19 protein-coding genes are annotated in these 18,620 nt (G+C 57.4%); 7 read left to right on the top strand and 12 right to left on the bottom strand.

Annotation, left to right across the window (positions count from 1 at the left end):
• Positions 1 to 5: 5 nt before the first annotated feature.
• The 9 genes from ptrA to rppH form a co-directional block, all read right to left on the bottom strand.
• A complete protein-coding gene (gene ptrA / locus DDT56_RS14305) occupies positions 6 to 2,894 on the bottom strand; it encodes a pitrilysin (protein ID WP_136167113.1) in 2,889 nt (962 codons plus the stop codon).
• 89 nt (positions 2,895 to 2,983) lie between these two features.
• A complete protein-coding gene (locus DDT56_RS14300; protein ID WP_136167140.1) occupies positions 2,984 to 3,349 on the bottom strand; it encodes a prepilin-type N-terminal cleavage/methylation domain-containing protein in 366 nt (121 codons plus the stop codon).
• Positions 3,339 to 3,794, bottom strand: a complete 456-nt coding sequence (locus tag DDT56_RS14295) for a YgdB family protein (RefSeq protein ID WP_246856785.1) — start codon at positions 3,792 to 3,794, stop codon at positions 3,339 to 3,341. The genes DDT56_RS14300 and DDT56_RS14295 overlap by 11 nt, the downstream gene beginning before the upstream one ends.
• Positions 3,791 to 4,372 (bottom strand): prepilin peptidase-dependent protein, encoded by a 582-nt coding sequence (locus DDT56_RS14290; RefSeq protein ID WP_136167112.1) that lies wholly within the window; start codon positions 4,370 to 4,372, stop codon positions 3,791 to 3,793. Before DDT56_RS14290 ends, DDT56_RS14295 begins: the two co-directional genes overlap by 4 nt.
• A complete protein-coding gene (locus tag DDT56_RS14285) occupies positions 4,366 to 4,866 on the bottom strand; it encodes a prepilin peptidase-dependent protein (RefSeq protein ID WP_136167111.1) in 501 nt (166 codons plus the stop codon). The genes DDT56_RS14290 and DDT56_RS14285 overlap by 7 nt, the downstream gene beginning before the upstream one ends.
• Positions 4,867 to 5,550: 684 nt before the next feature.
• A complete protein-coding gene (thyA, locus tag DDT56_RS14275; RefSeq protein WP_136167109.1) occupies positions 5,551 to 6,345 on the bottom strand; it encodes a thymidylate synthase in 795 nt (264 codons plus the stop codon).
• A gap of 39 nt (positions 6,346 to 6,384) precedes the next feature.
• A complete protein-coding gene (gene lgt / locus DDT56_RS14270; protein WP_136167108.1) occupies positions 6,385 to 7,251 on the bottom strand; it encodes a prolipoprotein diacylglyceryl transferase in 867 nt (288 codons plus the stop codon).
• Between the two features lie 158 nt (positions 7,252 to 7,409).
• Positions 7,410 to 9,656 (bottom strand): phosphoenolpyruvate--protein phosphotransferase, encoded by a 2,247-nt coding sequence (ptsP, locus tag DDT56_RS14265; RefSeq protein WP_136167107.1) that lies wholly within the window; start codon positions 9,654 to 9,656, stop codon positions 7,410 to 7,412.
• A 12-nt stretch (positions 9,657 to 9,668) separates the two neighbouring features.
• Positions 9,669 to 10,202: an RNA pyrophosphohydrolase gene (gene rppH, locus DDT56_RS14260; RefSeq protein WP_136167106.1), complete on the bottom strand. Its 534-nt coding sequence runs from the start codon at positions 10,200 to 10,202 to the stop codon at positions 9,669 to 9,671.
• Positions 10,203 to 10,899: 697 nt separating this feature from the next.
• On the opposite strand from rppH, the gene mutH reads away from it, so the two are divergent.
• The 4 genes from mutH to DDT56_RS14240 all read left to right on the top strand — a co-directional run bounded on the left by mutH (position 10,900) and on the right by DDT56_RS14240 (position 13,935).
• Positions 10,900 to 11,586 carry a DNA mismatch repair endonuclease MutH gene (mutH, locus tag DDT56_RS14255; RefSeq protein ID WP_136167105.1) on the top strand — a complete coding sequence of 229 codons (687 nt, stop codon included), beginning with the start codon at positions 10,900 to 10,902 and terminating at the stop codon, positions 11,584 to 11,586.
• An 81-nt stretch (positions 11,587 to 11,667) separates the two neighbouring features.
• Positions 11,668 to 12,384: a TerC family protein gene (locus tag DDT56_RS14250; RefSeq protein WP_136167104.1), complete on the top strand. Its 717-nt coding sequence runs from the start codon at positions 11,668 to 11,670 to the stop codon at positions 12,382 to 12,384.
• Positions 12,385 to 12,524: 140 nt separating this feature from the next.
• Complete coding sequence (locus tag DDT56_RS14245; RefSeq protein WP_136167103.1) at positions 12,525 to 12,743, top strand: YgdI/YgdR family lipoprotein; 219 nt, start codon at positions 12,525 to 12,527, stop codon at positions 12,741 to 12,743.
• Between the two features lie 151 nt (positions 12,744 to 12,894).
• Positions 12,895 to 13,935, top strand: a complete 1,041-nt coding sequence (locus DDT56_RS14240) for an NADP(H)-dependent aldo-keto reductase (protein ID WP_136167102.1) — start codon at positions 12,895 to 12,897, stop codon at positions 13,933 to 13,935.
• 117 nt (positions 13,936 to 14,052) lie between these two features.
• Here the strand turns inward: DDT56_RS14240 and DDT56_RS14235 are convergent, their stop codons facing one another.
• From DDT56_RS14235 to trmB, 3 genes are all read right to left on the bottom strand, one after another.
• Complete coding sequence (locus tag DDT56_RS14235; RefSeq protein WP_136167101.1) at positions 14,053 to 14,766, bottom strand: YggN family protein; 714 nt, start codon at positions 14,764 to 14,766, stop codon at positions 14,053 to 14,055.
• 109 nt (positions 14,767 to 14,875) lie between these two features.
• On the bottom strand, positions 14,876 to 15,220 hold the full coding sequence (locus tag DDT56_RS14230; protein ID WP_136167100.1) for a YggL family protein: 345 nt from the start codon (positions 15,218 to 15,220) through the stop codon (positions 14,876 to 14,878).
• Positions 15,220 to 15,939, bottom strand: a complete 720-nt coding sequence (gene trmB / locus DDT56_RS14225) for a tRNA (guanosine(46)-N7)-methyltransferase TrmB (RefSeq protein WP_136167099.1) — start codon at positions 15,937 to 15,939, stop codon at positions 15,220 to 15,222. The genes DDT56_RS14230 and trmB overlap by 1 nt, the downstream gene beginning before the upstream one ends.
• A 164-nt stretch (positions 15,940 to 16,103) precedes the next feature.
• On the opposite strand from trmB, the gene mutY reads away from it, so the two are divergent.
• From mutY to mltC, 3 genes are read left to right on the top strand one after another with little or no spacing between them, the layout of a single operon-like run.
• Positions 16,104 to 17,195, top strand: coding sequence for an A/G-specific adenine glycosylase (gene mutY / locus DDT56_RS14220; RefSeq protein WP_136167098.1), 1,092 nt, complete (start codon positions 16,104 to 16,106; stop codon positions 17,193 to 17,195).
• Complete coding sequence (locus tag DDT56_RS14215) at positions 17,192 to 17,464, top strand: oxidative damage protection protein (protein ID WP_009114200.1); 273 nt, start codon at positions 17,192 to 17,194, stop codon at positions 17,462 to 17,464. The genes mutY and DDT56_RS14215 overlap by 4 nt, the downstream gene beginning before the upstream one ends.
• 55 nt (positions 17,465 to 17,519) lie before the next feature.
• Positions 17,520 to 18,593: a membrane-bound lytic murein transglycosylase MltC gene (gene mltC, locus DDT56_RS14210; RefSeq protein ID WP_136167097.1), complete on the top strand. Its 1,074-nt coding sequence runs from the start codon at positions 17,520 to 17,522 to the stop codon at positions 18,591 to 18,593.
• The last annotated feature ends 27 nt before the right edge of the window (positions 18,594 to 18,620 follow it).

The raw sequence follows: 18,620 nt of genomic DNA, 5'->3' as shown, positions 1-18,620 counted from the left end.
GTGATTTATCTCGCCGGCGCTTTTTGCAACGGCAGCGTTTTCTGCAACGAGGAGGCGTCGGGATAGGTATGCCACCCCTGCGGCGCGGCATACTCCGCCTTGCCGTGATGATTGCCGGAAATTTGCGACAACACCGCCAGCCCCTGCGGCTTCAGCGCCTGGCTGAAGTAATCGGCCAGCTGTTGCACCGTCAGCGGCTTGATGGCGGCGATCAGCTTTTCGCGGGTATCAAAGCTGAAATTTTCCCGCTGCAGATCGTTAAGAAAACGCCTCGCCTCTTCATCCAGCGTTTGCGGGCGCTGGCTCAGTTCATTAATCACCCCCTGTTTGTACTGGGCGAACTCGTCGGCGCTCATCGCCCGCAGCCGCGCCTGCGCTTTCTGATAGAAATCCTGATAGCGCTGATACAGATAGGCCGGTTGTTTACTGTTGCTTTGCAGCAGGAAACCGATCCCCCACTGCCGCCCGACGGAGATCGGGAAGGCGAATACCGCGTAGCCGAGCTGCTCTTCCGTTCTTAGCTGGCTGTAGAACCAGGGCTGAATAATCTGCCCCAGCACCGAGCTATAGGCCATGCCCTGAATTTCGCCGTAGCCCGTCGGCACATATACCGAGGCCAGCGCGGAGTCGCTGCTGCCGCCGGGCCGCTGCAGGTTGGCCCGTTGCGTTTTATCAATCCGCACGTCATCGCTGCGCCACAGGATTTCTCCGCCGCAGTTCAGGCGGGCTTTTAGCGTCTGCGCCAGTTCCGTTACCCGTTGCGGCGGCAAATTCCCCACCACCAGCATTTCCGGCGCCGCCTGTTGCAGCAGCGTTTTGCGGTACTCCACAATGTCCCGCAGCGTAATCCCTTGCAGCAAACTGCGCCGCTCGGCGCGTTCGGTATAGGGCACCTGCGACAGCACCTGGATCGGCTGAACGGCCAGTTCAAACGCTTTCCCTTTTTCCGCCGCCTCCAATTGCTGCTCATACCAGGACTTCGCCTGCTGCAGCTGCTCTTCCGTCGAGGAGAAAGAGGTATAGCCCTCCACCAGCGCCAGCAGCAGCTGAGGCAGGCGCTGGGTGTAGCCGCTGGCCTTGATGGTCAGGCCGTCATTGCTGCTGGTGGAGAAGCTGATGCCGCCCACCGACGCCTGATAGCTCAACTCGTCCAGCGCCAGACCGGCCAGATAGTCGTTCAGGGCGAACAGAACCTGATTACGTGCGCCGTCGCGGGCTTCTTTATTGCGTAAAAACAAGGTGATATCGGCCCTGGGCTCATCGGCGAAGTAGCGGCTGGGCATATACAGCACCCGCAATCCCGGCTGTTGCAGTAACACTTGCGGATGGGTAACTTCGGCATCCGGTTTAATCAGGGAAAAATCATCCGGGATATAGGGGTTGACCGTGGGGAGCGTCAGTGAAATTTTCCGTCCCAGTGTTTCCCACCGGGCAAAGGTGGCGGCGGGCACGCTGTCCACCTGATAAGGCGCATCGACAAAATAGGCCACCTTGTTGTGCGGTTCATCCGGACCGATCAGCCAGATACGGGCGTTCTGCGGACGCATCTCATCCAGCCGTGCGGCAATGGCTTGCGGATCGTAGCGATCGGCCAGATATACCGCATCCAGCGTATGTTCCACCGGCACCCGCAGCATGGTATCCACCAGCCATTCGATATAGTCCATATCGCGGCTGATGGAGGGGTAGCGGAAATCCAGATCCAGCACGTTGGCGATTTCATCGAAATAGCGCTGTTGGATGCCTTCCCGGCGCACCAGTTGCAGGTAATTGAAGATTGCCGCGATAACCTCATCGCGCCGCGCCAGACCTTTATCCGTTAACGAGGCCGAAATGGCGAAAATGCCGCCGTTGCGATCGATAACCGGGTCGGAACCGGCGCCGATGGACTCCACCAGTCCCTCTTTCTGCAACCAGTCGGATAGCGTGTTCTGGCTGCGGTTGCCGATCAGATAGCTGATATAGGTATCCGTTTTGCTGCGAAATGCCTGGCTGTTGTTATCCACCCGGAATTCAATGCGCAGCTGTTTGCGCGGCTGCGCCGGAACGTAGTGGATGATGATGCCGCGCTGCGCTTCGGTGGCTACCGGGACGGTGATCGGCGGCACGTCGGCGTCATGATTGGCGATGCGCCCGAAAGTGCTCGCCGCCAGCGCGGCCAGCTCCGGTAAAGGCCGGTTGCTGTAAATCACCCCTTTCATCAGATTGGCGGAGTAATAGCGCTGATAAAACTTCACCAGTTCGTCGTGCAGCTTGCTGCCGGGCTTGTCGCTCAGGGTGTCGAGATTGCCGCCGGAGAATCGCGAGCTGGGATGCGCCGGATTCAAGGTTTCCGCCCCCACCTGCGCCATGCGATGGCCGTCACGGGAACGGGCCATGGTCATTTCCGCATTCACCGCGTGCCGTTCGCGGTCGGCGTTGACCGGATCGAGCAAAGGCGCGGCGATGGCGTCCGCCAGACGGTCAACCGCCGGTTGCAGCGCATCATTTTCCACTTCCAGATAATACGCCGTGCGGTACGACGCGGTGCTGGCATTGTGGCTGCCGCCGTGCTTTTTCAGGAATTCGGACAGGGCTTCCGGCTGCGGATAGCGTTTGGAGCCCATCAACACCATATGCTCAAGATAATGCGCCAGCCCCAGCTGACTGGCGGGATCGTCCAGCGACCCTACCGGCAACGCCAGCGAGGCCAGGGATTTCGTCGCCTGCGCATCGGAAACCAGCAGCACCGTCATGCCGTTATCCAGTTTTATCGCCTGATACTGGCGCGGGTCCTTGTCGCTTTTATGAATGGTTTGCGCCAGCGGCTGCCAACCGGTTTCCGCCCAGCTCGACGGAAGCCAGAAAATAAATAACAACAACCACCCGCTAATCCAGACAAACTGCCTACGCATGCATTTCTCCATAGCCTTCACGTCGAATAGATAAATCAAATCAGAGTAGAACGGATTGGCGACAGTCACCAGTATAGATCCGTCATACTTCACGCTGCCGGACAAAACCAGCGGGTGAGCCGCGCCTGGTAATGTCGCGGCGTGGTCGCGGTGGCCGTCACCCTGCGGCATCCCGCCCCCTGCGCCTGTTCCGACAGATTGAATCGCCATCCGCTTTCCGGCGGCGGAACGATTGCATGGTACTTCATTCCGGCTTCATAGGCTTCCAGTTGCTGAGCAGCCAGTCGCCACGCCTGACGCTGCTGCCATTGATGCTGGAACGATTGCTGCAAAACCTGATGATATTGCAGCAGCCCGAGCAGCGACACCGCGAACAACAGAGCCGCCGCCAGCGTTTCCGGCAGGCTGAAGCCGCGCTGCTGAAACGGCCGGCCGCGGAGCGCCCTATTCCGCATCGGCACAGCGGGCGCTTTCCCTATCCGGACAAAAATCCAGCCAGCCCTGGGGCAAGGGCTGCAGGGTACCATTCTCCGACGCCGGCGTTAAGAATATCACTCTGCGATACAGCGCCAGCGGACGCGGCTGCGCCGGGAGCCGTCCCTCGCCGCGCAATAGCCATTGCGCCTCGCCAGACGCCTTTTTCAGGCAGGCCCGCAGCGCTTCCGACGCCAGCGCCTGACACTGCCAGCCCTCCTCCGCGTCGCGCCAGCGCAGGCTCATCCCCCAGTTCAGCGAGGATAACGCCTGATTAAATGCGCGCAGGTAGTGGCGCTCATCATTCCCCGTTTGTATCGCCGCATCAAGCTGGCGCTGCAGGCCGGACATCAGCAGCAGCCCCACGATGGAGAGCAGCATTACCATCGTCAACGTACTGCCGCCGGACTGCCATGCCTTGTTCATTGATTACGCCCCACGATCAAGCGGGTGATTTGCCGGCCAATAGCCGGACGTTTCGTCCAGTAGCCTGCCAGCTGCAGCTGATACAGCGCCGCGCCCGGACGATCGGTCAGCGGCTGTATACGAAACTGCGCGATCGTCACTTCCTGCGGATCAAAGCGTTTTTCCCAGCGATCGCCCTGACAGCCATGCGTTCCCCGCTGCACTTCCAGGGCGCCGGCGCGCAAACGATAGCCGAAAGATTCGCCGTCCTGCCGCTCGCCGCCGTCCCAAACGCCGTTGCGGTTCAGATCGTATGACACATTAAGGCAGCTTTGCGCCGCCTCGCCCGGATAGTTGCCGATGCTGACGGCGCGCCCCCGGCATTCACCGGCGCAGAACCCCGCCCGGCGGAGATCCTTTTCAATCCCGGAAACGGCCTGGCCGAGCACCTGCTCCAGGCGGAAATAGTGGGCGCTGTTCTGGCTTTGCGCGCGCAGCAGCGGATAGAGCTGCGCCGCCGACAGCATAATCAGGCTGCCCAGACTGAGCGCCAGCAACATCTCCGCCAGCGTGAATCCCCGTTGCGCCCTGTTTAACATAGCGGGATCGCCAGCACCTGCCGGTCTTCGCTGCACAGACGCAGGCGCCCGCGCACCGAGATCACCAGGCGCAGTTTTCCGGCGGCGTTCGCCAGCGTAATATGTCCGGCCTGCGCCGTATTGCGTAAGCCGTAAAAAGTCAGGGTATCGCTGGTAAACGCCGAGACGGAGAGATCTTTATCGGCGCGCGTAAACTGGCGGGGGTTCTGTTCCGCGCAGCTTTTTATTGCGCTATCGTCCGCCGCGTCGTTCAGGCACCAGTATTCACCCTGCCGTATAAACCGCGCCGTGCGGGTTTCATTACGCCAATCGGCGTTGGCCCGCACCCGGCTTAAAAAATCCAGCAGTTGCCGCGCCCCCTGCTCCAGCCGCAGCGCCTGTTGATACCCCGTCCAGGCGTGCAGACCGCCGCCGGCCAGCAGCGCCGCTATCGTCAGAACCGCCAATAATTCAAGCAAGGTAATCCCCCGCGATTGTCGAATAGCCGTTTTCATACCGCCAGTGTGGGGATTTTATTGAATAACGACAGGGGATTAACGGCGTTATACGAGAAGATACGCAATGTTTGCGCGCAACCATGCAACGAAGGGGGAAAGATGCGGGGATAATCCCTGATTGTGCTGAGGAACCAGGTAGTTACCCCACCCCAGCCCTCCCCTTCGCAGGGGAGGGAGTCAGCTCCTCCCCCTGACAAGGACTGTCTCTTAGTCACATATACTGTTAACGGTATATGTGAGTTCAGCGCTATTTCGTGCGCTAGAAGGCCATCATTTCTCTGCTATGTCGCAGCACGCGCCCGACGCAGGGTGGTTCAAGCGCCACCACCCTCCGGACCCGGGCTTGTGGCTGAAATCACGTCGCTGACGCGATGCCTTCGGCGGTCGCCCCCTTTCCCGAACCGCCAGTGACGCGTTCCCGACGCGGCACTGGCTTGCGCCGCTTCCCTGCGGCGCATTCGCGGGGTCGTCCACCTCAGCGTGATTTCTTACGCCGACGAAAAGCAAAAAACAAAGAACCAAGAATGAACCAAAGACCAGAATACACATGGCCTCTAGAGGTTCCTTGGATTTGTGTATAAGAGACAGTGACAAGGGGGAGGCTGGGGGTCATTAATGGCGAATAGCCGAATTTTGTCAACATGCCAAGGCGGCGCAGGCCGCCCTGTCACTCAATCAACTTCAGATCGCCACCGGCGCTTTAATCGGCGGATGCGGATCGTAGCCTTCGATTTCAAAGTCTTCAAAACGGTAGTCAAACAGCGTATCGGGACGGCGTTTAATCACCAGCTTCGGCAAGGGACGCGGTTCGCGGCTCAGTTGCAGGTGCGTCTGTTCCATATGGTTGTTGTAGAGGTGGGTATCCCCGCCCGTCCAGACGAAGTCCCCGACCTCCAGGTCGCACTGCTGCGCCACCATATGCACCAGTAAGGCATAGCTGGCGATATTGAAAGGCAAACCGAGGAACACGTCGCACGAACGCTGATAAAGCTGGCAGGATAATTTGCCGTCGGCAACGTAGAACTGGAAAAAGGCATGGCACGGCGCCAGCGCCATCTTGTCCAGCTCCCCCACGTTCCAGGCGGAAACGATAATGCGCCGGGAGTCGGGATCCTGTTTCAACTGGGTCAGCACGTTTTTCAGCTGATCGATCTGACGCCCGTCGACCGCGCCCCAGGCGCGCCATTGTTTGCCGTAGACCGGGCCGAGATCGCCGTTTTCATCCGCCCATTCGTCCCAAATACTCACTTTGTTGTCATGCAGGTAAGCCACGTTGGTATCACCGTTGAGGAACCACAGCAGCTCATGAATGATCGAACGCAGATGGCAGCGCTTGGTGGTTACCAGCGGAAAACCCTGCTGTAAATTGAAACGCATCTGATGACCGAAAATCGACAGGGTGCCGGTGCCGGTGCGATCGGCTTTCGGCGTCCCTTCCTCGAGCACTTTTTTCATCAGATCCAGATACTGTTTCATACTACCTCACCACGAATATTAAAAAATGACGGCCGACGATTATTGCTGCGCGGGCTGACGGCGATAGGCCCAGACCATCATCAGAACCCCGACGACGACCATCGGTATCGACAGAATTTGCCCCATGCTGAAGATATTGCTGAATAACCCCAGCTGCGCATCAGGCTGGCGGAAAAATTCCGCGATGATGCGGAAAACGCCGTAGCCGATCAGGAACAGCCCGGAAACGCTGCCCATCGGGCGCGGTTTACGGATAAACAGATTCAATATGATAAACAGCGCGATGCCCTCAAGCGCCATCTGATACAGCTGAGAGGGATGGCGCGGCAGCATGCCGTACTGGTTGAAAATGGCCTGCCATTGCGGATTGCCGGCCGCCAGCGCCAGATCTTCGCCGCGTGAGCCGGGGAATAACATCGCCCATGGCGTACCGGTGGTGACGCGACCCCAAAGTTCGCCGTTGATAAAGTTGCCCAGACGACCGGCCGCCAGGCCAAAAGGGATTAACGGCGCGATAAAATCAGCCACCTGGAAGAAATGCCGTTTGGTGCGCCGGGCGAACCACAGCATGACGCAAATCACGCCGATCAGACCGCCGTGGAATGACATGCCGCCATCCCAGACTTTAAATAAATAGAGCGGATTATCCATAAACGACGGCAACGCATAGAACAGCACATAGCCCAGTCGGCCGCCGATAAATACCCCGAGAAAGCCCATATACAACAGGTTTTCGACTTCGTCCCTCGTCCAGCCGCTACCCGGTTTGTTGGCGCGACGCACCGCCAGCCACATGGCAAACACAAACCCAACCAAATACATCAGCCCATACCAGTGCAAAGCCACGGGGCCAATTGAAAAGATCACCGGATCAAACTGAGGAAACGCCAGATAGCTCGTCGTCATCGTTCACCACATATTTTGTTGTATTGTCCCCGGCCTGGGGTTATCGGTCGAGGCGGGGCGTTTTCCCGCCGACCGCGGTGGCGAATCATAGCATAGCGCACCGAATCCGTAGGTTATCCGCATAAGAAAAGTTCTGTAAAGCATCCGCTATCCGTCAATCAGCGACCGCCGCGGATCAGCCCCCCCAGCCCGCGCTCTTCGGCGAAGACGGCGGCGAGGCGGCGCACCTCCCCGGCGCTTGGGGCCTTCAGCAACTGCCCGACCAGCGTCTGCGCCTCGGGTAAAGCAATCTGGCGCAGCAGGTATTTAATGCGCGCCACGCTGCGGCCGTTCATACTGAGCGCGCGATAACCCAGCCCGGTCAGCACTAGCGCCCCCAGCGGTTCCCCCGCCATCTCGCCGCACACGGAAACCGCGATACCCTGGCGCCGGCACTCGGCGGCGATAGTATTCAGCGCCTGTAGCATCGCCGGATGCAGGCTGTCATACAGGGAAGCGACGTGGGCGTTATTACGGTCCACCGCCAATAGATACTGGGTCAGATCGTTGGTGCCGACGGAAACAAAATCAACGCGCTCGGCCAGATGCGGCAGCATAAAAATCATCGACGGCACTTCGATCATAATGCCGATGCGCGGCCGGGGCTGCGGAGATCCCAACTGTTCCTCGACTTCGCCCGCGGCCTGGTCGATCAGGCGGCGGGACTCATCGATCTCATCCAGACTGCTCACCATCGGCAGCAGAATATGCAGATTGCCGCTATGGGCGTTCGCCCGCAGCATGGCGCGAATCTGGATAAGGAATATTTCCGGCTGATCGAGGGTAATACGGATACCGCGCCAGCCAAGGCTGGGGTTCTCCTCGCTGATGGGCAGATACGGCAATGGCTTGTCGGCGCCGATATCCAACGTGCGCAGCGTCACCTGCCCCGCGGGAAAGAGCTGTAACATGCTTTGATATTGCGCCGTTTGCTCATCTTCGGACGGGAAGCCGCTCTGCAGCATAAAGGGGATCTCGGTTCGATACAGACCGATTCCATCCACTTGATTTATGATGTTTTTATCATGCTCCGCGCTTAGTCCGGCGTTCAGCATCACCTGTATGCGTTCGCCGCTTTTCAGTACCGCCGGGCGCGCCATATCATCTTCCGCCAGGCGGGTGAGCGCATTTTCTTCAATCAGCAGACGCTGATATTCCTGCACCACTAGCGGTTCGGGATCCACCAGTAGCTCGCCGCGATAGCCGTCGATAATCAGCATGCGCTGATGAAGCAGCTCAGGCTGAATATCCGCGCCGACCAGGGTCGGGATCCCCATGGCGCGCACCAGAATGGCGGCATGAGAATTTGCCGCGCCGTCGTAGACCACCACCCCCGCCAGCCGCTCCGCGGGCAATTCCGCCAGCAGCGTCGCCGTCAGTTCATCGGCAACCAGAATAAAGCGTTCGGGCCACCGTCCGAGGCTGGGCGCGTTATCGTCGAGATGGAACAACAACCGCTGCCCGAGGGCGCGGAAATCGCCGGCCCGTTCGCGCAGATAGGTATCCTGCAGGTTGGAGAACCGCGCCGCGAAACGCTCAATCACCAGCTTGACCGCCCATTGCGCGGCGTTGCCGGCGTCCACTTCCTGAAACAGTTCGCGCTTCAAGCGGGCATCATTGAGCAGGTGGGAATAGAGATCAAAAATGGCGGCGCTCTCTTTTTGCGCGCCGCCGCTGAAACGTTTGCTGAAACGGCGAAACTCCGCGGTGGCTTCCTCCAGCGCCTGGGTTAGCCGGGCGCGCTCCCGCTCGCTGTCCAGACTTGAAGCGGGAAAAACCTGATCCAGCGAAGGCTGGCTGCAATCCCGCCAGCCGGGCGCGATAGCCACGCCGGGGGATGCCGTCAGCGCTTTAACGCGCGCCTGACGGAATTGCCCGAACAGCGTTTTAATCTGCGACAGGGAAAGAATGGCCGCCATCTGCGTCGCCAGCGTCACCATGAACGACTCTTCGTTCTTATCAAACTGCCGGTGTTCGCGCTGCTGCACCACCAACACCCCCAGCAGCTGGCGGCGATGGATAACGGGCACCCCGAGAAAAGAGCGGAAATGCTGTTCCTTTACGGCGGGAATATATTTGAAACTGGGGTGGGTGCGGGCGTCCGCCAGATTAATCGGCTCCGCCCGCTGGCCCACCAGGCCGACCACGCCCTGGCCGAACGCCAGCGTGACGGTGCGCCCGCGCGGTTTTTTCAATCCGCGCGTGGCCATCAGGTAGTAGCATTGGTGGTGGTGATCGGCCAGATAGATGGAACAGACTTCCGTGTCCATTGCCTGACAGATTTCATTCACCAGAATATCCAGCGCATCATCAAGGCGGGCCGCCGCCGCTACTTTTTCGACAATTTCTCGCAGGCGCGTAAGCATGATGTGCCTGATTTACCCTCTCTTTCGCCGGGAGCCGGGCGGCAGCGCCGTCCGAGCCGCGCTATGCTCCTGAAGCTGTATCACCGGGCTGATAAACTCTTTCATCACCCGACGATAAACGTCACGCTTGAAAGAGACCACCTGACGTACCGGATACCAGTAGCTGACCCAGCGCCAGCCGTCGAATTCAGGCGTACCGCTGCTTTGCATATTGATCTCTGACTCATTGCACATTAACTGTAGCAGAAACCATTTTTGCTTTTGGCCGATACATACCGGTTTTGTATCCCAACGCACCAAACGTTTTGGTAATTTATAGCGTAACCAGTTGCGGGTAGATGCCAGGATACGCACATCTTTTTTCCTTAACCCCACTTCCTCAAACAGTTCACGGTACATCGCCTGTTCCGCGTTTTCGCCGGGGTTAATTCCCCCCTGGGGAAACTGCCAGGAGTGCTGACCGTAGCGACGAGCCCACAGGACCTGCCCCTGCCGATTACAAATTACGATACCAACATTCGGGCGGTAGCCATCATCATCGATCACCGGACTACCTCAATAGACTTTAATGCAAAGATGAGCTGATTGTTTCACACTCCCGGCAGACGGTAAACTACTGCTTGGGGCCGTACCCCTTCGAATAAAGTCGCGATAACCCACAGATAGCATCAAAGTTATAAACATGTAAAAGCCGATCCCGGCGGCTTATTCACTATTTCTGTGGACATCTTTGTGCAGAACCCATGAAAAAGTGAGTGGAACCTGTTGCCGGCCGTTAAGAACCCCTTTTAAGATCCAAATAAATAATCTTTTACTTTCATTATGTTAATTAGGTTTTCAACCACAAAACCACCGTAAAAGATCCTGGCGGGATTATTCCTGCCTTAACGCTGGCGAAAGATCGTCCTATGCCGACCTTATCCACAACCACGGACAATACATCAGACAAAAAACCGGCAAAAACAGCAAAACCGGCCCACGTCAAGGCTGTAAATCAAACCAGTAATGCTTCTTTATGCCGGTTATCCAAGAAATCTGTGGATAACCTGGTGTAAGATCCTGTTCATTGTTGGCGTCTACAGGTGCACAGTTTACGAAATAAGATTCCGCCGACAGGATCTCATTGGGAAAAACCGCTATGAATCATGCTATTATCGATTCTTTCAACAAGTTCTCCGACCGTGCGTTAATGTTTTTCGCCCGTTGTGTTTTTTTTGAACGGAAAAATCAGGCTATATAACTTATGAATTCACCATCCGTTTTCACTACGCCGCCGCAGAGTGAACAGGAACTGTTGCTGCGGGCCCGGTCGCTTGCCGGCTACAATCTGGCTGAACTGGCGGCGATCGCGCAGCTGCCGCTGCCGGCGAATCTGAAACGGGATAAGGGCTGGATCGGCATACTGCTGGAGCGTTTTCTGGGCGCCAGCGCCGGCAGTAAGCCCGAGCAGGATTTCGCCGATATCGGTATCGAGTTGAAGACCATTCCCATCGACGAGCAGGGCAAACCGCTGGAAACCACTTTCGTCTGCGTCGCCCCGCTCACCGGCAACAGCGGCGTCACCTGGGAAAGCAGCCACGTACGGCACAAACTGGCGCGGGTACTGTGGATCCCGGTGGAAGGCTCGCGGCATATCCCTTTGGGCGCACGGCGGATTGGCGCCCCGCTTATCTGGAGTCCCAGCCGGGAAGAGGAAGAGCAGCTGCGCCGCGACTGGGAAGAACTGATGGACCTGATCGTCCTCGGCCGGGTTGAAAGTATCACCGCCCGCCACGGCGAAGTGCTACAATTACGCCCCAAAGCGGCCAATAGCCGCGCCCTGACGGAAGCGATTGGTGAGTTTGGGCAGCCGATTCTCACCTTACCCCGTGGATTCTACTTAAAGAAAACCTTCACCGCTCCCCTGTTGGCGCGCCATTTTCTGCTGTAACCAGCCACACTTTCGCTTGCCTGCACGCTAATATGGCGGCGTATAATATCGTTTACATTTCGTTTAAGGTGCATTGATACAATGTTTGATTGGATTGTTGATCCGAATGCCTGGTTGGCACTGGGAACGCTGACTATTCTGGAAATCGTTCTTGGTATCGACAACATTATTTTCCTGTCGTTGGTTGTCGCCAAACTCCCCAAAGCTCAGCAAAATAAAGCACGCCGCATCGGCCTTATGGGCGCCATGCTGATGCGTCTGGGGCTACTGGCCTCCATTGCCTGGGTTATCCGCCTGACGAACCCTTTGTTTACCGTACTAGGCAATGACATTTCCCTGCGCGACCTGATCCTGTTTTTCGGCGGACTGTTCCTGATCTGGAAGTCGAGCAAGGAAATTCACGAAACGGTAGAGGGCGGCTCGGCGGATCACGTCTCGCAGGTGCATTCGTTTTTTGGGGCGATCGTGCAGATCATGCTGCTGGATATTATCTTCAGCCTGGACTCCGTGATTACCGCGGTCGGCCTTTCCGACCATCTGTTTATCATGATGGCGGCGGTGATTATCGCCGTGAGCGTGATGATGTTCTCCGCCCGGGCGATAGGCGAATTTGTTGAACGGCATCCGTCAGTCAAAATGCTGGCGCTGTCGTTCCTGATATTGGTCGGCTTCACCTTGATCCTGGAAAGCGTCGAAATTCATGTACCCAAAGGCTACATCTACTTCGCGATGTTCTTCTCCATGGCGGTGGAAACGCTGAATCTGCTGCGCGGTAAGAAAGCCAACACCATCGAGTAACCCTTCGCGGGCGGCGCAAGCGCCGCCCGCCGCTCTGATTCTTGAGCAATTTTCTCCATTATTCCTACATCATCCTTACCGGCTATTTGATACAGTGCTGGATGGGCCTTAATTTTTCGGTCGAAAACAGGTTAGAGACGATGAAAACACAGATAAAAATGGCGGTTATGCTGGCGTTATTATTCACCCTCGGCGGCTGTTCCAGCCACTATGTCATGGCCACCAAAGACGGGCAGATGCTGCTGACGCAGGGTAAGCCGGAGTTGGATGAAGAAACCGGACTGCTCAGCTACGTGGACGAACAGGGCAATAAAAAACAGATTAACACCAATGAGATATCGCAGATCATCGAGCGCTGATTCTCCACTTCGGACATCCGGCGGGCACGTCCCCGCCGCCGCTATGCAATAAAGACGCTTCCCCACATGACCCGGCTTGGTTATAGTCAAATTCAGATAAGCAGGCGTCTGCCTGCTTATCTGCAATTCTCAGACATAAAGGAAGCTGGCAATGCTATATCACCGTATTCCACATAGTTCTTTAGAAGTGAGTGTTCTGGGCCTCGGCACCATGACCTTTGGCGAACAAAACAGCGAAGCTGACGCTCATGCCCAATTGGATCACGCCATTGCCGCAGGTGTTAACCTGATTGACACAGCAGAAATGTACCCGGTGCCGCCGCGCCCGGAAACCCAGGGATTAACCGAAAGCTATATTGGTTCCTGGCTGAAATCCCGCGGCGGACGGGAAAGACTGATACTGGCAAGCAAAGTCGCCGGACCGACGCGCGGCAATGACAGCGGGATCCGGGCGCAGCAGGCGCTGGATCGCAAAAATATCCGTGACGCGCTGGACGCCAGCCTGACTCGGCTGAACACCGACTACATCGACTTATATCAACTGCACTGGCCGCAGCGGCAAACCAACTGTTTCGGTAAACTGGGCTATCAATATACCGACGAAAAACCCGCCGTAACCTTGCTGGAAACGCTGGAGGCGCTGAATGAGCAGGTGCGCGCCGGGAAAATCCGCTATATCGGCGTGTCCAACGAAACCCCGTGGGGGGTGATGCGCTATCTGCATCTGGCGGAAAAACACGACCTGCCGCGCATCGTTTCCATTCAGAACCCTTACAGTCTGCTGAACCGCGGCTTTGAAGTCGGTCTGGCGGAAATCAGCCAGCATGAAGGGGTTGAACTGCTGGCCTATTCGGCGCTGGCATTCGGTACGCTGACCGGAAAATACCTGAACGGCGCCAGGCCCGCCGGCGCGCGGAATACGCTGTTCAGCCGCTTTGTGCGCTACAGCGCGCCGCATACCGAACAGGCTATCGCCGAGTACGTGGCGCTGGCGCAGAAACACGGTCTGGATGCGGCGCAGATGGCCCTGGCTTTCGTCCGCCAGCAGCCGTTCGTCGCCACCACCCTGCTGGGCGCCACCTCGGTAGCGCAGTTGCAAACCAACCTCGCCAGTCTGGAACTCACCCTGGATCAGGAAATACTGGACGAACTGGAAGCGATTCACCGCCGTTTTACCATTCCGGCGCCTTAATCGACAACCCGTTGGATTTCGCTCTATCTTTCCATCGTCCCGGCGAATGCTAGCATCGCCATCCCCGGGGTAAATCACCCCGTTAGCCCCGCGGCAGCAGGCGGGCATAACGGGGCGTTACTTCAGCGTTTGCAGCAAACTTTTACGCTGATTCTCCAGCGAGGTAACCCGGCCGCACACCTCGTCGCCGAAGTTCTGAAACGCCATTTCCTGATTGTTCCATTCGGTCTGAATGGCTTTCTGCAGGCCGCCGAGGTTGCCCATCATCGCCTGGAGCGGATTGCCGCCGCTGGTCATCTGCTTTACGCCCATTTCATTCAGGCTGTCCTGCAGCACGCCGCCCATGCTCTGCTCGACGATTTGCTTGCCGTCCTGCTCGACCTGTTTGATCGCCTGATGGTGAAACGTCAGGCCGTCGCTGCGATGCTCGATAACGCGGTTCATCTGCTGTTTCAACTGCCCGTTCAGCGTGGTCAGCCGGTTGCGGACGTTGCTGTCGCTGCCCAGCTCCCGCACGATAACGCCATCCAACGCCACGCGCGCCTTTTCCAGATGCTGCTGCGCGCCCTGATCGATCCAGGGCAACTGTTGACGCAGGTCTGCCTGATAGGCTTTGGCTTGCTGGCGCTGCTCGGCGTTAAGGGTTAACGGCGCGCCGTTGCGCACGATGTCGCCCTCGGGCGAAATCTGCAAGTTGCCGCTGGCGCCCACCACCCGCACGTGCTGCGGGCTGATGATAATATCGTCCTGCGGATTAACGTTACATTGATACGCGGCCTGAACCTGCCAGGATAGCAACATCAATAAACCCAGAGTCATTTTACGCAACATATTTTCTCCTGAGGGAAACCACCACGGCCGCGGGGATGAGGGAGCATTCCGCCCGCTGAACGGGCGAAAACGGCTGAGTCACGACAAGGCGACCCAGCCGGAGCGGGACTTAGATCAGATCTTCGGGCAAATCCCACCAGATGTCGAACAAATCGCTGACGTTAACCTCCGTCAGCTGCTGCTCTTCCAGCCAGCGGCCGACCAGTTGGCGGTGTTCGTCGGTGCAGTGGCCGATCTTCTGCAGACAGATTAACCCCTGCCATTGCAGATAACCGCTGCCTTCGAACGCCAGACCGTTAGGTTCAATCACGTCATCGACGAACTTGTCCATCATACGGTCGATATCCGCAACGTCGGTTCCCTCCGGGAAACGCCAGCTGACGGAGAATCCCAGTTCCTGAAATTCATCAATATGTAGTTTTTTACGTAAACGACGGCTACGAGCCTGCGCCATTATTTCACCCTCTCAAACATCAGATCCCAAACACCATGCCCTAAACGCTGGCCGCGAACTTCAAATTTTGTCAGCGGACGTGATTCCGGCCGCGCAACGTAGTCATTATTATCGGAAAGATTGCGATATGCCGCGACGGCGCTCATCACTTCGAGCATATGCTGCGCATAAGGTTCCCAATCCGTCGCCATATGAAACACCCCGCCTACCTTCAGCTTGCCCAGCACCAGTTCGACGAACGGCGTCTGCACGATACGCCGCTTGTTGTGGCGCGCCTTGTGCCACGGATCGGGGAAAAACAGCTGCACCATCGACAATGCGCCATCGGGGATCATGGTTTCCAGCACCTCCACCGCGTCGTGACACATCACGCGCAGGTTGTCGATCCCCGCTTCCTGCGCGGAAGAGAGACAGGCGCCGACGCCGGGCAGATGCACTTCAATCCCCAGGAAGTTCTGCTCGGGATGCTGCCGCGCCATGGTCACCAGCGACGCCCCCATCCCGAAGCCGATCTCCAGCACCAGCGGCGCATCACGGCCGAACAGCGCCGCCATATCCAACGGTTCAGACTGATACTCCACGCCCATCACCGGCCAGTAGTTATCCAGCGCCTGCTGTTGTCCGTTGGTCAACCGTCCCTGACGGCGAACAAAACTGCGGATACGACGCAGCGGGCGTCCGTTTTCATCAAATTCCGGAGAGATGACGTTATTAATCATAAAGAGTGTTTACTGTCTGTCCGATTTCGTTAAGGAAACGCGCATTATGCAAGGATACTGCGGTTTAGCAAGTGCGCCGCCTCGGAAAGTTCCGGTTTACAGCTCATTCACTCTGTGCTGGAATCGCAGTCAGACTTTCTACCTGCCGGATAGTGATCCCTTTTATGATGCAAGCGCAACGGTTCGCGCACCAGGTGCTGAACTGGTACCAACGCTATGGCCGCAAAACCCTGCCGTGGCAGCTTGAGAAAACGCCGTATAAAGTATGGCTGTCCGAAGTGATGTTGCAACAAACGCAGGTCACCACGGTTATTCCCTATTTCCAACGCTTTATTTCCCGCTTCCCGGACGTGAAAACGCTGGCCGCCGCGCCGCTGGACGAAGTGCTGCACCTGTGGACCGGGCTGGGCTATTACGCCCGCGCCCGTAATCTGCACAAGGCGGCGCAGACCATCGTCGCCCGGCACGGCGGCGAATTCCCGGTTACCTTCGACGAGGTGGCGGATCTGCCGGGCGTCGGGCGCTCCACCGCCGGCGCCATACTCTCGCTGTCGCTGGGGAAGCATTACCCCATTCTCGACGGCAACGTAAAGCGCGTGCTCGCGCGCTGCTACGCGGTTGACGGCTGGCCGGGCAAGAAAGAGGTGGAAAAAAAGCTGTGGGCCATCAGCGAAGACGTCACCCCGCAACAGGACGTCGGCCAGTTTAATCAGGCGATGATGGATCTGGGCGCCATGGTGTGCACCCGCAGCCGCCCCAAATGCGAGCTTTGCCCGCTCAATACCGGCTGCATGGCCTACGCCAATCACAGCTGGGCGCAGTATCCCGGCAAGAAACCCAAACAGACGCTGCCGGAAAAAACCGCCTGGTTTTTGCTGCTGCAACAGGGCGGAAAAATATGGCTGCGGCAGCGCCCCGCCGTTGGCCTGTGGGGCGGGTTATTCTGCTTTCCGCAGTTCGATGAACGCGGTGAATTGGAACTCTGGCTGCAACACCGTGGTCTGAACGCTGACGGATTGCAACAGCTGGTGGCTTTCCGTCACACGTTCAGCCATTTTCATTTGGATATCGTGCCGTTATGGCTGAATGTTTCACAACAACAGTCCTGCATGGATGAAGGCGCGGGTCTCTGGTATAACTTAGCGCAGCCGCCTTCCGTCGGACTGGCCGCCCCGGTCGAACGCCTGCTGCGCGAGTTAGCCCGGCCCCAGCCGACACTATTGAATTCCTGCGCCATTGATGAGGAAGAAGCATGAGCAGAACGATTTTTTGTACTTTTTTACAGCGCGAAGCCGAAGGGCAGGACTTTCAGCTCTATCCGGGCGAACTGGGCAAACGCATCTATAACGAAATATCCAAAGAAGCCTGGGCGCAGTGGCAAACCAAGCAAACCATGCTGATTAACGAGAAGAAACTCAGCATGATGAACGTCGAAGATCGCAAGCTGCTGGAACAGGAAATGATCAAGTTCCTGTTTGAAGGTAAGGACGTACATATCGAAGGTTATACGCCTCCGAGTCATTGATATTGCAGGGCCTGACGGCCCTTTTGCGTCCTTATTCCCGACACGGCTTTATTATATGAAGAAAATTTTAGCTCTGCTGGTTATCGCACCGTTACTGGTTTCCTGTTCGGGAAACAAAAGCAGCACCGACAATGAAGAATTTATCAAGGATACCAACGCTTTTGATATTCTGATGGGGCAGTTCGCCCATAATATCGAGAATATCTGGGGCATAAACGAGGTGCTGATTGCCGGGCCGAAAGACTACGTAAAATATACCGCTCAATATCAGACCCGCAGCCACATCAACTTCGATGCCGGCACCATCACCATTGAAACCATTGCGCCGACGGACTCCACCGCCAGCCTGCGTCAGGCGATTATCACCACCCTGCTGATGGGAGACGACGCCAGCAACACCGACCTCTATTCCGACGCCAACGACATCCAGATCAGCCGGGAGCCGATGCTGTACGGCCAGGTGCTGGATAACACCGGCCAGGCCATCCGCTGGGAAGGGCGCGCCGCCAGCTTTGCCGATTACCTGCTGCAAAACCGGCTGCAGAGACGCACTTCCGGGCTGCACGTTATCTGGTCCGTCACTATTCAGCTGGTTCCCAACCATCTGGACCAACGCGCGCACAAATATCTGCCGCTGGTGCGTAAGGCCGCCGAGCGCTATGGCATTGAAGAGTCGCTGATCCTGGCCATCATGCAGACGGAATCCAGCTTCAACCCCTATGCGGTAAGCCGTTCCGACGCCCTGGGGCTGATGCAGGTGGTGCAGCACAGCGCCGGCCGCGACGTGTTCAAAATGAAAGGGAAATGGGGGCAGCCGAGCCGCAGCTATCTGTTCGATCCGGAAAACAACATCGATGCGGGCACCGCCTATCTGTCGATTCTGAAGAACAGCTATCTGGCCGGCATCGCCAACCCCACCTCGCGCCGCTATGCCGTGATCACCGCCTATAACGGGGGCGCGGGCAGCGTACTGCGGGTGTTCTCCAGCGACAGAAGCCGCGCGGTAAGCGTTATCAACAATATGTCGCCGGGCGAGGTATACGACACGCTGACCACCAAACATCCGTCGGGCGAGTCGCGGCGTTATCTGTACAAAGTGAATACCGCGCAGAAAAATTATCGCCGCTAGCGGGTGTGCAAACGCTGAATATACGCA

The sequence above is a fragment of the Brenneria corticis genome (assembly GCF_003115855.1).
GTDB lineage: Bacteria > Pseudomonadota > Gammaproteobacteria > Enterobacterales > Enterobacteriaceae > Brenneria > Brenneria corticis.
This window is presented reverse-complemented; position numbering and strand designations above follow the sequence as displayed.

What these genes read in the sequence shown, in the direction of transcription:
- mutH (WP_136167105.1), top strand. Translation starts at nt 10,900, where the DNA reads ATGAATTCACCATCCGTTTTCACTACGCCGCCGCAGAGTGAACAGGAA.
- trmB (WP_136167099.1), bottom strand. Translation starts at nt 15,939, where the DNA reads ATGATTAATAACGTCATCTCTCCGGAATTTGATGAAAACGGACGCCCG.
- DDT56_RS14290 (WP_136167112.1), bottom strand. Translation starts at nt 4,372, where the DNA reads ATGTTAAACAGGGCGCAACGGGGATTCACGCTGGCGGAGATGTTGCTG.
- DDT56_RS14230 (WP_136167100.1), bottom strand. Translation starts at nt 15,220, where the DNA reads ATGGCGCAGGCTCGTAGCCGTCGTTTACGTAAAAAACTACATATTGAT.
- DDT56_RS14235 (WP_136167101.1), bottom strand. Translation starts at nt 14,766, where the DNA reads ATGTTGCGTAAAATGACTCTGGGTTTATTGATGTTGCTATCCTGGCAG.
- mltC (WP_136167097.1), top strand. Translation starts at nt 17,520, where the DNA reads ATGAAGAAAATTTTAGCTCTGCTGGTTATCGCACCGTTACTGGTTTCC.
- DDT56_RS14250 (WP_136167104.1), top strand. Translation starts at nt 11,668, where the DNA reads ATGTTTGATTGGATTGTTGATCCGAATGCCTGGTTGGCACTGGGAACG.
- DDT56_RS14285 (WP_136167111.1), bottom strand. Translation starts at nt 4,866, where the DNA reads ATGAAAACGGCTATTCGACAATCGCGGGGGATTACCTTGCTTGAATTA.
- mutY (WP_136167098.1), top strand. Translation starts at nt 16,104, where the DNA reads ATGATGCAAGCGCAACGGTTCGCGCACCAGGTGCTGAACTGGTACCAA.
- DDT56_RS14295 (WP_246856785.1), bottom strand. Translation starts at nt 3,794, where the DNA reads ATGAACAAGGCATGGCAGTCCGGCGGCAGTACGTTGACGATGGTAATG.
- DDT56_RS14245 (WP_136167103.1), top strand. Translation starts at nt 12,525, where the DNA reads ATGAAAACACAGATAAAAATGGCGGTTATGCTGGCGTTATTATTCACC.
- ptrA (WP_136167113.1), bottom strand. Translation starts at nt 2,894, where the DNA reads ATGCGTAGGCAGTTTGTCTGGATTAGCGGGTGGTTGTTGTTATTTATT.
- DDT56_RS14300 (WP_136167140.1), bottom strand. Translation starts at nt 3,349, where the DNA reads ATGCGGAATAGGGCGCTCCGCGGCCGGCCGTTTCAGCAGCGCGGCTTC.
- ptsP (WP_136167107.1), bottom strand. Translation starts at nt 9,656, where the DNA reads ATGCTTACGCGCCTGCGAGAAATTGTCGAAAAAGTAGCGGCGGCGGCC.
- lgt (WP_136167108.1), bottom strand. Translation starts at nt 7,251, where the DNA reads ATGACGACGAGCTATCTGGCGTTTCCTCAGTTTGATCCGGTGATCTTT.
- DDT56_RS14240 (WP_136167102.1), top strand. Translation starts at nt 12,895, where the DNA reads ATGCTATATCACCGTATTCCACATAGTTCTTTAGAAGTGAGTGTTCTG.
- thyA (WP_136167109.1), bottom strand. Translation starts at nt 6,345, where the DNA reads ATGAAACAGTATCTGGATCTGATGAAAAAAGTGCTCGAGGAAGGGACG.
- DDT56_RS14215 (WP_009114200.1), top strand. Translation starts at nt 17,192, where the DNA reads ATGAGCAGAACGATTTTTTGTACTTTTTTACAGCGCGAAGCCGAAGGG.